9 protein-coding genes and 1 tRNA gene are annotated in these 12,626 nt (G+C 62.9%); 6 read left to right on the top strand and 4 right to left on the bottom strand.

Translation table 11 applies throughout. The annotated features are described in order from the left end of the window. Nucleotides 1-492 precede the first annotated feature (492 nt). The 3 genes from RO07_RS17130 to RO07_RS17120 all read left to right on the top strand — a co-directional run bounded on the left by RO07_RS17130 (nt 493) and on the right by RO07_RS17120 (nt 4,856). Complete coding sequence (locus RO07_RS17130) at nt 493-1,890, top strand: surface lipoprotein assembly modifier (RefSeq protein WP_039404328.1); 1,398 nt, start codon at nt 493-495, stop codon at nt 1,888-1,890. A 61-nt stretch (nt 1,891-1,951) separates the two neighbouring features. Beyond that, nucleotides 1,952-3,115: a hypothetical protein gene (locus RO07_RS17125; protein WP_147284624.1), complete on the top strand. Its 1,164-nt coding sequence runs from the start codon at nt 1,952-1,954 to the stop codon at nt 3,113-3,115. 652 nt (nt 3,116-3,767) lie between these two features. Then, nucleotides 3,768-4,856: a CfaE/CblD family pilus tip adhesin gene (locus RO07_RS17120; protein WP_052266669.1), complete on the top strand. Its 1,089-nt coding sequence runs from the start codon at nt 3,768-3,770 to the stop codon at nt 4,854-4,856. 150 nt (nt 4,857-5,006) lie between these two features. On the opposite strand, the gene RO07_RS17115 is transcribed toward RO07_RS17120, so the two are convergent. The 4 genes from RO07_RS17115 to RO07_RS17100 all read right to left on the bottom strand — a co-directional run bounded on the left by RO07_RS17115 (nt 5,007) and on the right by RO07_RS17100 (nt 7,438). Next, nucleotides 5,007-5,081, bottom strand: a tRNA-Val gene (locus tag RO07_RS17115). A 266-nt stretch (nt 5,082-5,347) separates the two neighbouring features. Next, complete coding sequence (gene dnaQ / locus RO07_RS17110) at nt 5,348-6,088, bottom strand: DNA polymerase III subunit epsilon (protein WP_039404325.1); 741 nt, start codon at nt 6,086-6,088, stop codon at nt 5,348-5,350. Between the two features lie 37 nt (nt 6,089-6,125). Next, entirely contained in the window at nt 6,126-6,566 is a 441-nt protein-coding gene (gene rnhA, locus RO07_RS17105) for a ribonuclease HI (protein ID WP_039404323.1), read from the bottom strand. Beyond that, the gene (locus RO07_RS17100; protein ID WP_039412623.1) at nt 6,563-7,438 is read right to left on the bottom strand and encodes a methyltransferase domain-containing protein; all 876 of its coding nucleotides are present in this window, start codon (nt 7,436-7,438) and stop codon (nt 6,563-6,565) included. Before RO07_RS17100 ends, rnhA begins: the two co-directional genes overlap by 4 nt. Nucleotides 7,439-7,452: 14 nt before the next feature. Here RO07_RS17100 and gloB point away from each other — a divergent pair, with 14 nt between their 5' ends. The 3 genes from gloB to RO07_RS17085 all read left to right on the top strand — a co-directional run bounded on the left by gloB (nt 7,453) and on the right by RO07_RS17085 (nt 12,575). Beyond that, nucleotides 7,453-8,280 carry a hydroxyacylglutathione hydrolase gene (gene gloB / locus RO07_RS17095; protein ID WP_052266668.1) on the top strand — a complete coding sequence of 276 codons (828 nt, stop codon included), beginning with the start codon at nt 7,453-7,455 and terminating at the stop codon, nt 8,278-8,280. Nucleotides 8,281-8,618: 338 nt separating this feature from the next. After that, nucleotides 8,619-10,322 carry a transglycosylase SLT domain-containing protein gene (locus tag RO07_RS17090; protein WP_039404321.1) on the top strand — a complete coding sequence of 568 codons (1,704 nt, stop codon included), beginning with the start codon at nt 8,619-8,621 and terminating at the stop codon, nt 10,320-10,322. Nucleotides 10,323-10,673: 351 nt separating this feature from the next. Continuing rightward, nucleotides 10,674-12,575: a propionate--CoA ligase gene (locus RO07_RS17085; RefSeq protein ID WP_039404320.1), complete on the top strand. Its 1,902-nt coding sequence runs from the start codon at nt 10,674-10,676 to the stop codon at nt 12,573-12,575. Nucleotides 12,576-12,626 lie beyond the last annotated feature (51 nt).

The following is a 12,626-nucleotide window of genomic DNA, read 5'->3' as shown; positions in this document are numbered from 1 at the left end:
GCAAAACTGAAATGCCTTTTCGTAATGTGAATGCTTGGGTCTTATATAAGACTGGTGCTGTAGGCCTCATAATTTCGTTGAAAATTCAGCAGATCCGGACAAGCCTAGGCGTGGCGCGGGTGGCGGCGTGGTGCCGATGGATATCAATTACTATTAAATTTTATTTTTCAATAGGAAATATTGATGTCGATGTGCGGGTGACGGTTTGGTGACTTCTCCGCTTTTCGGATGAGGCACCAGCGCGACACTCGCAACGCGCGTCTGATTTCTTTCTTGTCAGCGCAAAGGCGTTGCGCTCTAATGGCGCCCAACCGCTCAGCATATCGGCCCCCGAAGCAGTCGCTTCCCGAACGGTGGGCCAGGCGCGGGCTGTCGTTGCGGTAATCAGAATGCACACAGAAGCAACGACGGCGTGGGAGGCGCGGACCAACAACACAAACAAATAAGAGACGGCCAGCGAATCGGTGTCTCGCCGTACCGGGGATTCATGGCATGTCCGTTCTAACGCTTGGCCGGGGTGCGTTCGCCGCAGCGGTGCTTTCTGTCGTCTTCACCGCTGGCGTGCCGTTGGCCTCGGCGGCTGACGCGCCCATTTCATCGAATACCGTGGTGGTTTCCGCCGAGGCGAGCCACGCGGCGCTCGAACAGGCGCGTGAGCTCATGCGCGCGAAGTCACCCGATCGCGCCTACGCGTTGCTGGCGCCGCTGGAGGATCAACTGGCGGGCAACGCGGACTACGACTATCTGCTCGGCATTGCGGCCGCCGACAGCCGGCATCTGGACGTTGCGGCGCGGGCGTTGAAACGCAGCGCGGCGGCGCGCCCGGACGACGGCCCCACGCACCTCGAGCTCGGACGGACATACTTCCTGCTCGGCCAGCGTGAGGAGGCCCGGCGCGAATTCCAGAGCGTTGCGTCGCATGACGTCCCCGAGGGCGTGCGTCCCGTCATTCAGGCCTACCTGAATGCCATCGACGCGCCGGTCGGCAAGCGCACCGCGTGGAGTGGCTATGTGCAGGGCAGTTTCGGCCGGGACACCAATGCGAACAACGCGACGACCAACGGCTCGATTGCGATTCCCGCCCTTGGCGGCCTGGTGTTCGTGCTCGATGGCGCGGCGCGCGGCACGGCGTCGAACTTTGCCGACGTGAGCGGCGGGATGTTGGTGCGCCACGCCGTGACGGACAACCTCGTGGTCTCCGCCGGCGCCGACGTCGACGTGCGCCGTTACGGGCAGAATGCGCGCGCGTTCGATCAGGGTAGCTACGCGCTGCAGTTGGGCGCGAACTGGCTGTCGGGCGCCAACAACTTCGGCCTGCAGTACGTGAACCAGCACATGTGGCTCGATGCGGAGAGCTATCGCAACCTGAATGGCTTCACGGCGCAGTGGACGCGCGACCTCGGCAATGGCCTGCAGGCGGCGGCGTTCGCGCAATACACCCCGCTGCGCTATATGGGGACCAATGCGCGTGATGTGAACCGCGCGGTCGGCGGGGCGTCGCTCGTCAAGGGATTCGCATCGGTGTACGGCGCGCCGGTGGTATTCGCGTCGATGTACGCGGGGCGTGAGCGTCCGAAGGACGACAACGCGGCGGCGTTCGGCAATCACCTGTGGGGTGGGCGCGCGGGCGGCGAGTGGCATGTGACGCCCAGTCAGGTGTTGTTCACGAACGTGAGCTTCGAGCGACGCAACTACGACGCCGTCGACAGCATGTTTCTGGTCGAGCGTCTCGATCGTCAGCTCGATGTGCGCGCCGGGTATTCCTACTTCGTGACGAAGGCATTCTCGATCACGCCGCAGTACAGCTTCACTCGCAGCCGTTCGAACCTTGCGCTGTACGACTATCACCGCAGTGTTTACGAAATCGTCGCGCGTTATGACTTCCGTTGATCTCCGGTGCGCTGCGATGCGCGGCACGCACTTTCGCCATTCCCTTTTTCGTGGGGACATCATGAAGCTCTCGACATCCACCTTTCAGCGCGGTTGGCTGGCGCGCGGCCTCGCGGGGCTCATGGCCGGAGCGACGTTCTGCGCGACGGGCGCGGTATTTGCGCAGACGTTGGATTTCAGTCGCTTCATGCAGTCTGTCAATTCGTCGTCGACCCAACCGGCCGGGCCTGTGACGCCGGGTGTTGCGCCGGTGGCGGGCAGCACCGGAACCTACGTGCAAGTGTTGGACGGGTTGATCAACGTGACGAATCCTGGCGGGGCACAGACGTTTGGTCCGGGCCGGTTCGGATTCACGCCGCAGAACATGACACCCCCTGTCGTCGTCCTGCCGGTGAACCCGGGGTTGCTGTTCGCGCCGCGGCCGGTGTTTTTGACGGCTCAGCCCAGTGGGCCCAAGGGGGATCCCGACATCGTGATCCCCATCGCTGTGCCGGCCTCGCCGGAAATCCCGACGCTGCCTCCGCCCGTCGTCGTCCTGCCTTTGCTGAGTGGTGCGGGCTACACGTTCGCCAACTGGGGCTCGGACGGTATTGCCAATCTCGGCGTTGGTCCTGCCGTCTTCGATTCGCAGAGTGTATTGACGAAGTTCACCGGCACAACTTCGCCGTTCATGGTGAACTCCGCGGTTACGGCTGCGAATGCCGGTCACCTCAACGATCTTGGTTGGGGGCGCTGGGTGGCGGGCACCGTGACGGATCATGGATTGCCGATCGATCTCACGACGCTGCCGTCGGGCATGCCTTATGTCGTAGGGCGCCTGACACCGGACGCCGCGCTGCCCGTTTCGGGCACGATGACGTACACGCTTGCCGGCGCAACGCCTGCCATCGATCGATTGACGGGCGCGATCGGGCAGCTCTCCGGCTCGCTGTCGATCGCGTTTGTGAGCGGAAGCTACAGCGTTACGCCGAACCTGAACATTGCGATGAACGCCGGGCCGAAATACGTGACGGGGGCGGGCACGACGACAGTCGGCGCCGATGGCTCGCGTGCCGCATTCATTACACTGACGCAAAACGTGACGGGCGGTGCTTGCACGGGCGGCAACTGCACGCTGACGACGCAAGGCATGCTGACGGGCGCCGCTGCCAACAATGCGGGCCTTGTCTATTCGCTGCGCGGACCGGATGTGCAGGTGACGGGAGCGGCGGGATTCAAGCGGTGATTGCGAGGCAGGGATGAAGGGACGGGCGTGGGGCACTACGCGTGGTGGGCTCCCGCTGCCTGTATCGAGGATACGAGCGAGAAGAGCGAGACGGGATTTCGCCACCGGAGCACAAAAAGGGCTGACGTATCGTCGGCCCTTCGACTTTGGTGGTACAGGGATTGAACCTTTGACCTCTACCGTGTGAACGGCTCCCTTCGCTTGCACGCTCCGCGGAGCTGCTCCTGCGCTACCGCCGCATGCTAACCACGGTGACAAGCTGTGGTGCCTGAAGATGTACGTGAATCGCAGGCGCACATCTGCACTGCCGGCTGTGTTCGCGTCATCTTGCCGTTGTAGTGCGTGGGCTGTCGCCTTGGCCTTGGAGAACGTTCCCACGTCGTTCTTGAAATGCTTCATATAGTTCGCCCTCACCTCGGGACTACCCCGGGTAAGTTCGACATTGATCTGCGCCTCCACATCGGCCATGACCGGCTGACGGGGCAGGGAGTGGGGCTGTACCAGTTGGGCGAGACAATCCGGGGCAGGGGCGGGGTAAGGATGAGCCGCCTAGCAGCAAACCAGAATATTCCGACATACACACGGCCCCGGAGGCGAAATAATTCAGCCTGCTGGGCTCTCGGCCCATTTCACTATAGGGCCGGAGGTCAACATGAGAATTCTTCGTGCATTCATATTAATGCCGCTGCTATCGATGACACTAGTCCTCGCCTCGCAGGGCGCGGTAGCGGCAGCGCTTCGCCCTCACGACTGGGATGACAAGGTCGAACAGAGGTTCGAACGGGATAATCCGACTGAGGTGGTCATTTGGAATAACAAGTTGGCCGCCGAAGACGCCACACCAGAGGACAACGATTTGAAGCGAAACTTCTGGGTTTGCCATTCGGATACTGACGATCGGTACGGAGCTTGCGCCACCAAGGGGGTTTGGGGGGCCCCCGCTGGGCCTACCGTGAAACTCCGGTTTACGGAAGTTAGGAGTGGGGCTACCTACAGTTTGGAGTTGGCTGCACTCAAGCATACGGGTGTCGAAGCCGCGCTTCACGGCGCCAACTCCATCAATGGCGTGACTGCGGTGCGGATCGATGTCCGCATCCCCGCGTCCGAACTAAAGAAGCTGCCCGCAGGCGGTATTTGGAAGGCGCATCTCAAACTTAAGCAGTTGAAATGGGACCCCGGGTTCCCACAAGCCGCAGTAGCCAACGCCGAAATCACCCTGCGCGTAACCGACACGAAGAACGTCCAAATCTTCCTCCCGGAGCACCATACGACAACGCCGACGGTAGACCTCGGTTTAACCGGTCAAGTCAGCCGTGACGGCCGGACAACCGGCCATCGGAATATCGACATGTGCCTGTACGATGGCTTCGGTGCGCATAGTTCGCTGTTCGATGTGACGATCAAAGATGGTCTAACGGTGCCGCAACGAGCGCCGGGAAACTTCTCAGTCGTCCGCGACGGGACATCAGGTCAGTCTCCACGGGAGCGAATCGACTACCGCGTAACGTACGTGCATAACGGTCAACGTAAGACGTTTATCAATGGGGAAACCGTCAGCCTGCCCGGGGGAAACAGCGCCGAAGTCAGGTCGGTGTATCTACCGAACATTCCGGTGCCCGTCCTGTGCAAGCCGATGCCGTTGACGCTGGAAACGCCAGAATTCAATGCCAAGGAGAAAAGTGCCGGCAGCTACACGGGGAAGCTCAAGATCATCTTCTCGCCGTCGGCGCAGAGCCTGTAGCAACTGGTGCTGCTGGAGCATTGCCAGTGTCTTATGACCTGTGATGCTCGCCACTTTTGCACCTAAAGCCTTTGAACAGAGGTTCGGCGACAAAAGAAAAGGCCCTCGGCATTTGCCTGAGGGCCTTATTCTGCGCGATTCGCGCAAATCTGGTGGGTGGTACAGGGATTGAACCTGTGACCCCTGCCGTGTGAAGGCAGTGCTCTACCGCTGAGCTAACCACCCAAATCATTAACTAAATCAATGATTTAGTGTCGATTGCTGAAGTTTTTATTTTGCAATCAGGAGCAGAACTTTAACTGTTTTCGCAGAAGCCTGCAACCTTTCTTTTGTCCTTTTTTGCTGCCGCCGTGACGATATCTCTCGATCACTTCACGCCGTTTCTCGCGATGACTCGCAAGCAGCAAAGACAGCGATTATAGGGACGTTTTCTTCATTTGGGAAGGACTTCGTGCGAATTTTTCGCAAGGTGCCTTCACCTTCGTCGAAACTCACGCGGCCGGCGCCCCTTCCGCTTCCGCCGGTGCCGGTTCGAAGCGCCACACGCATGTGCCCTTCATACCCTTGTCGATGCCGTTGAGCAACTCGTCATGCTGCGCGATTTCTTCGGCAGCCGCGACGATCACCGGCAGGTCGAACTGACGCAGCGAAATCTTCTCGCGTTGGCCGCCGGGCGCGTCGTCGTCTTCCTCGCCCGCATCGATGACGAGGCTCTCCTGGCCGCGCGTCATGGCGAGATAAACGTCGGCAAGCAGTTCCGCATCGAGCAATGCGCCGTGCAACGTACGGTGCGAATTGTTCACGCCGAGACGGTCGCAAAGCGCATCGAGCGAATTGCGCTTGCCGGGGAACATTTCGCGTGCGCGCAGCAACGTGTCGATCAGGCCCGAGCAATGCTCCATGAACGGCGGCCAGCCCAGGCGGCCGAACTCCATGTCCAGAAAGCCCAGGTCGAACGCCGCGTTGTGGATGATGATCTCCGCGCCACGACAATACTCGCGCAGCTCTTCGGCGATTTCCGCGAACTTGGGCTTGTCGGACAGGAACTCTGTCGTCAGCCCGTGCACCGCCAGTGCCCCCGGATCGCTGTCGCGCTCGGGATTGATATAGAAGTGCAGGTTGTTGCCGGTCAGACGGCGATTGACCAGTTCCACGCAACCGATTTCCAGCAGACGGTCGCCCGTCTTGGCATTCAGGCCGGTGGTTTCGGTATCGAGAATCAGTTGTCGCATGGTGTGTGCTCGGTACTCGTGTGCTTGCTTTTCAACTTCAACGCAGGCTTTCGACGCCGCGATTCGCCAATCGATCGGCTGCCTCGTTGCCCTCGTGCCCGGCGTGACCCTTCACCCAGCGCCACTCGACCTCGTGCATCTGGGTCACGGCGTCGAGCATCTGCCACAGATCGGCGTTCTTGACCGGTTCCTTCGCGGCCGTTTTCCAGCCACGCGCCTTCCAGCCGTGAATCCACTCGCTGATGCCCTTCTGCACGTACTGCGAGTCGGTGTGAAGCACCACGTGACAGGGCTTGTTCAACGCTTCGAGCGCGCGGATCACCGCGAGCAGTTCCATGCGGTTGTTGGTCGTGTTGGCTTCGCCGCCGAACATTTCCTTGCGGTGTTTGCCTGCAACGAGCAGGGCGCCCCAGCCGCCGGGGCCGGGATTGCCTTTGCAGGCACCGTCGGTATAGATATTGACTTGCGGCAAGGTCATCTCTCAAACAATCGATCGGGCACGTCCGTGGCGTCCGCCATCTGGCAATGCGTGGTGTTCGGCGTCGCCACGGGCGCAGTCGCCGGCGGGAGGGCGAGTATACGCTTGCGGACCTTGCCGACCAAGCGCATGCCGCGCACGCGCTTGACCGCACGCACCGCGTAAAGCGCGCCGAAGATCGGCCACCAGCGATCTCCCGCCGGTTCCATGAATTCGAAGCGCTGCAGCCAGTGCTCGCCGCGCAGCGGCGGACGATAACACCCGAAGCGCCCGCGGTCGATGTCGAACGACAGCAGCTTGAGCCAGTCCTTGAGGCGCGTAAAGGCGATGAGATCGGCCCCCGGCGGCAGGAACGGTGCGCCGGCCAGCCTGCCCAGCTCCTCGCGCGCGCCCCACAGACTCAAGTTGTTGAAGCCGGTGATGATGACCTGCCCCTCGGGCACGAGAATGCGCTCGACTTCGCGAAGGATGTCGTGCGGGTTCTCCGCGAATTCGAGCACGTGCGGCAGCACCACGAGATCGGTGCTCGCCGTGGCGATCGGCAATTCGTCGAAACGGCTCACCAGGATGTCGCGCGGGACCATGTCGACCGGGCCGGCCGCATTCGCGGGTGCGATGCCGGTCGTGTCGCTGGCAGCCTTGGTCATGAGCGGCGGCGCTTCGACGCCGCGCTGCGCGGTAAGGACCAGGCCGCGGTAAGGCATGCGGTTCTCGCGCAGCGTATCGAGCTCGGGACGGCCGAGTTGCAGTGCGTGATAGCCGAACAGATCCCCGACCCATTGGTCGAAGAGGGTCTGTTCCCATGCAAGCGCGTAGCGGCCTGGTGGTGAGACGAGCCAGGCGGGCCAGTCTATAATCGAACGTTCTGACATGGTGGCGAGTATATATGGATGCGCACGCAGATGCGGCAAGTGAACAGTCAGCCGGAACACTGACCGTCTTCCCCGTCCCCGCGTTCCAGGACAATTATCTCTGGGTCATTCACGACGGCAAAGATGCCGCGGTGGTCGACCCGGGCGACGCCGCGCCGGTGCTCGCCTATCTCGATGCGCACCGCCTCACACTGCGCGCCATTCTCATCACGCACAAGCATGCCGACCACATCGGCGGCGTCGACGCGCTGCTCGAGCGCTTCGATGTACCGGTGCATGGCCCGGCACGTGAAGCCATCGCCAGCGTCGATCATCCGCATCGGGGCGGCGAGACGGTGCACATCGCCGCGCCCGCCATGTCGCTGGACGTGATCGACGTGCCCGGACACACGTCCGGCCACATCGCCTATTTCCTCGGTGCGGGCGCCGCGGGCGCGCCTCGCCTGTTCTGTGGCGACACGCTGTTTTCCTGCGGCTGCGGTCGTCTGTTCGAAGGCACCCCGGCGCAGATGCTCGCGTCGCTCGATGCGCTCGCCGCACTCCCGCCGGCCACGCTCGTGCACTGCGCGCACGAATACACGCTGTCGAACATCCGCTTCGCGCTTGCCGTCGACCCCGACAACGCGGCGCTGGCCGCATGGCATCGCGAGGCGACGGCGCTTCGTGCCGCCGGCCATCCCACGCTGCCGACCACGCTCGCGCAGGAGCGCGCGACCAATCCCTTCCTGCGCAGCGACGCGCCCGCCGTCATCGCCGCAGCCGAGCGGCACGCCGATCGCCGGCCGCTGTCACGCGAAGCGGTCTTCGCCACCGTGCGCGGCTGGAAAGACACCTTCCGCTAATTGTGAGCGCGCCTTGCTGTCAACAGCATGTCGCGCGATGACCTCTGTCACGAAGCAGGCGTTGACACGCTTGTGCACGCCTGCTCAGCCTTGTCGGAACGCCGCTCATGGGATGTTTCGATGTCATACGGATGGCATCGTCGCCACCGAAAATGCGTGTTGAGGGTGTGTCGCATCGGCCACATCTCATGAATCCACTCCTAGGAATTACCCTTGTTTTTGAGTCGTTTTTGACCTATTTTTGCAAAAAATTTAGGCAGAAAGGTTGACGCATCCGAAGGGTTTCCTTACCATCCTTGCCAATTTCATGAAGATGTCACCCAATTCGAGCCCGATCAATGCGACTTATCGTTAGCTTGCTCCTGACGCTGCTCCTGGCGGCTTGTGCCAGTACAGCGCCAACCACAAGTGCGTCGAATTCCACACCGGATGCGCAGAGCAAGTCACCTCTGGCCTCGAACGCCAAGGGCAAGCAGCGTATCTCCAGCGATCAGCCGATCGATCTGGATAACGACTCGATCAACGATCTGGCCTACGGCAGCGACGACGCCGATCTCTGGTCGCGCATCCGTCACGGCTTCTCGATTCCCGATCTCGACACCGACCTCGCGCAGGACCGCACGCAGTGGTATGCGCAGCGTCCCGAATACGTCGAGCGCATGATTCAGCGCTCCGAGAAGTACCTGTTCCACATTGTCGAAGAGCTCGAGCGCCGTCATATGCCGACGGAGCTCGCGCTGCTGCCGTTCGTGGAGAGCGCGTACAACCCGCAAGCGCTCTCGACGGCCAAGGCCGCGGGCATGTGGCAGTTCATCCCGAGCACGGGCAAGACGTACAACCTCAAGCAGAACATGTTCCAGGACGAGCGCCGCGACGTGCTCGCCTCCACGACCGCCGCGCTTGACTATCTCTCGAAGCTCTACGCGATGTTCGGCGACTGGCATCTGGCGCTCGCCGCCTACAACTGGGGCGAAGGCAACGTGCAGCGCGCCATCGACCGCAACCAGGCGCAGGGCCTGCCGACCGACTACCTGAGCCTGCGCATGCCGACCGAGACGCGTTACTACGTACCGAAGTTGCAGGCCATCAAGAACATCATTGCGCACCCGGATATCTACAGCGTGAAGCTGCCGGAGATTCCGAACCACCCGTATTTCGTGAGCGTGACGACCAAGCGCGACATCGACGTGGCGCTGGCCGCCAAGCTGGCCGATCTGCCGCTCGACGAATTCCGCGCGCTCAACCCGTCGTTCCGCAAGCCCGTGATCCTGGGCGCCGCGAAAACGCAGATCCTGCTGCCGTTCGACAGCGCGGAAGTGTTCCAGCGCCGTCTGAAGAGCTATGACAAACCGCTCTCGAGCTGGACGACGTACACGTCGAACTCGCGCGAGCGTCCGGAAGACGTCGCACGCAAGCTTGGCGTGGACGCCGCCGTGATCCGTTCGGTCAACAACATTGCGCCGCGCATGCGCCTGAAGGCGGGTTCCACGCTGCTGGTGCCGCGCTCGGACGACATCGATCAGGACATCAGCGCATCCGTGGCCAGCAGCGCCGTGCTCGCGCTGGAGCCGGATCTGCCCGACACGCGCAAGGTCATGGTGCGTGCGCGCAAGCACGACACGCTGGCCGGTGTGGCGGCGCGCAGCGGTGTGACCGTTGCGCAGATCAAGAGCTGGAATCGTTTGCGTCGCGATACGCTGACGTCGGGTCAACTGCTCGTGCTGCATGTGCCGGTCAAGGACGCATCGCGCGTGGTGGCCGCATCGGCAGCCCCGGCGGCCGCCGCGAAGGATGACGACGACGCACCGCGCACCCGTCTGGTCCGCGGCAAGAACGGCAAGATGATCCGCGTGGTCGAACGTCGTCCGGCGGCCAGCCCGGCCAAGGCGACGAAGACCGCCGCCGACACGAAGTCGTCCCGGTCGGTGAAATCGGCCTCCGCCAAGTCGGCCAGCAAGGCGCCGGCCAGGACGGTTGCCAAGACGGCGGCGAAGCCGGCCGCCAAGGCTTCGGCGAAGGTCACGAAGACGGCCCAACGCTAAGACATCGCAACACCGTTCCGGGCGATCCTTGCATCGCTCGATACGACTGGACGCCCGTGGGGATTTCCTCCACGGGCGTTTTCGCTTTGTTTCGCATTTTGCTTCGAGTGAACTTTGCCTCGAATGGAAACGGCATTCGTCGCCACGCAGCCGACGGTACCACTGCCACGATCCGCGCGGCGCGTTGTGCGCGACATGCGCGTGGTGCCTCATCCTCTCGTAATCCCCAGGGTTTGCGGTCGTGCATGCCGGCGGCGGGTAAGGCTTCCGTAAGCGTCAACGCGCACACTGAGCGCGAGACCCGATCCGCGCAAGGCCATGCGGGTCCGTCAATAAAAGCAAGGAGACACCATGACTTCGTATGCGTCGTTTCACGCCCGTTCGATCGCCCCCGATTCGCGCGAGGCGTTCTGGGAGGAGCAGGCCCGGCTGATCGATTGGGAGACGCCATTCACGCGAGTGCTGGACTACGACAAGCCGCCATTCGCGCGCTGGTTCGTGGGTGGGCGCACCAACCTTTGCCACAACGCGGTGGATCGTCACCTGCCGTCGCGAGGCACGCAGAACGCGCTGATCTGGGTGTCGACGGAGACGGAGCAGGAGCGCGTCTACACCTACGACGAGCTGTCGGCGGAAGTGAATCGCATGGCCGCGTCGCTGCAGTCGTTGGGCGTCGCGCGCGGCGAGCGGGTACTGATCTATATGCCGATGGTGCCCGAAGCCCTGTTCGCGATGCTGGCATGCACGCGGCTCGGCGCGATCCATTCGGTGGTGTTCGGCGGATTCGCCTCGGTCAACCTGGCGGCTCGCATCGACGACGCCCAGCCCAAGGTCATCGTTTCGGCCGACGCGGGCTCGCGCAACGGCAAGGTCGTTCCCTACAAGCCGTTGCTCGACGAGGGCATCGAGCTTGCGCAGCACAAGCCGTCGAGTGTGCTGCTGATCGACCGCGGGCTCGCGCCGATGCCCCGCGTCGCGGGCCGGGACGTGGATTACGCGCCGTTGCGCGAGCAGCATCTCGACGCCTTCATCCCTTGCGAATGGCTCGAATCGAGCGAGCCATCCTACGTGCTCTACACCTCCGGCACGACGGGCAAGCCCAAGGGCGTACAGCGCGACACGGGCGGCTATGCGGTCGCGCTGGCGTCGTCCATGCAGCACATCTTCTGCGCGAAGCCGGGCGACACGATGTTCTGTGCGTCGGACATCGGCTGGGTGGTCGGGCACAGCTATATCGTCTACGCGCCGCTGCTCGCGGGAATCGCCACCGTGATGTACGAGGGCACGCCGATTCGTCCCGATGGCGGCATCTGGTGGCGTATCGTCGAAAAGTACAAGGTGACGCAACTCTTTACCGCGCCGACGGCCATTCGCGTGCTCAAGAAGCAGGACCCAGCGTATCTCACGCGATACGACCTGTCGTCGCTGCGATTGATCTTCCTCGCGGGCGAACCGCTCGACGAGCCGACGGCGCGCTGGCTTACCGATGGCGTGGGCAAGCCGGTTGTCGACAACTACTGGCAGACGGAGACGGGCTGGCCGATTCTGGGCATGGCGCGCGGCGTGGAAGTCCTCGAGAGCAAGCTCGGCTCGCCAGGCAAGGCCGTGTATGGCTACGACGTGAAGCTCATCGACGAAGCGACGGGCAAGGACTGCGGGCCGAACCAGAAGGGCGTGTTGGCCATCGAGGGGCCGCTGCCGCCGGGATGCATGAGCACCCTCTGGGGCGACGACGCCCGCTTCGTCAAGACGTATTGGCAGACGGTGCCCGGGCGTACGCTGTATTCGAGCTTCGACTGGGGCGTTCGCGACGACGACGGGTACTACTTCATCCTTGGCCGCACCGACGACGTCATCAACGTGGCCGGTCACCGGCTTGGTTCGCGCGAGATCGAGGAGAGCATCGCGAGCCATCCGGCGGTGGCGGAAGTGGCCGTCATCGGCGCGCAGGATGCGCTCAAGGGCCAGGTGGCCATCGCGTTCGCCGTGCTGCGCCAGCCGGAACTGGCGGCAACGCCCGAGGCGCGGCTCGCGCTCGAGGGCGACGTGATGAAGACGGTGGACAAGCAGTTGGGCGCGGTGGCGCGTCCGTCGCGGGTGTTCTTCGTCACGATGTTGCCCAAGACGCGCTCGGGCAAGCTGCTGCGCCGCGCGATCCAGGCCATCTGCGAGGGCCGCGAGACCGGCGACCTGATCACGCTCGAAGACCCGGCCGCGCTCGAACAGGTGCGCAACGCGGTGAAGGGAAACTAGCCGGGGGCGCGGTTCATCGAACGTCCACCGCGAAGCGGATGCGGCGCAGCC

The organism is Pandoraea pulmonicola (assembly GCF_000815105.2).
Lineage (GTDB): Bacteria > Pseudomonadota > Gammaproteobacteria > Burkholderiales > Burkholderiaceae > Pandoraea > Pandoraea pulmonicola.
Note: the sequence above shows the minus strand (reverse complement) of the source record. Positions and strands in the feature narration are given on the sequence as shown.

What these genes read in the sequence shown, in the direction of transcription:
- RO07_RS17130 (WP_039404328.1), top strand. Translation starts at nt 493, where the DNA reads ATGTCCGTTCTAACGCTTGGCCGGGGTGCGTTCGCCGCAGCGGTGCTT.
- RO07_RS17125 (WP_147284624.1), top strand. Translation starts at nt 1,952, where the DNA reads ATGAAGCTCTCGACATCCACCTTTCAGCGCGGTTGGCTGGCGCGCGGC.
- RO07_RS17120 (WP_052266669.1), top strand. Translation starts at nt 3,768, where the DNA reads ATGAGAATTCTTCGTGCATTCATATTAATGCCGCTGCTATCGATGACA.
- dnaQ (WP_039404325.1), bottom strand. Translation starts at nt 6,088, where the DNA reads ATGCGACAACTGATTCTCGATACCGAAACCACCGGCCTGAATGCCAAG.
- rnhA (WP_039404323.1), bottom strand. Translation starts at nt 6,566, where the DNA reads ATGACCTTGCCGCAAGTCAATATCTATACCGACGGTGCCTGCAAAGGC.
- RO07_RS17100 (WP_039412623.1), bottom strand. Translation starts at nt 7,438, where the DNA reads ATGTCAGAACGTTCGATTATAGACTGGCCCGCCTGGCTCGTCTCACCA.
- gloB (WP_052266668.1), top strand. Translation starts at nt 7,453, where the DNA reads ATGGATGCGCACGCAGATGCGGCAAGTGAACAGTCAGCCGGAACACTG.
- RO07_RS17090 (WP_039404321.1), top strand. Translation starts at nt 8,619, where the DNA reads ATGCGACTTATCGTTAGCTTGCTCCTGACGCTGCTCCTGGCGGCTTGT.
- RO07_RS17085 (WP_039404320.1), top strand. Translation starts at nt 10,674, where the DNA reads ATGACTTCGTATGCGTCGTTTCACGCCCGTTCGATCGCCCCCGATTCG.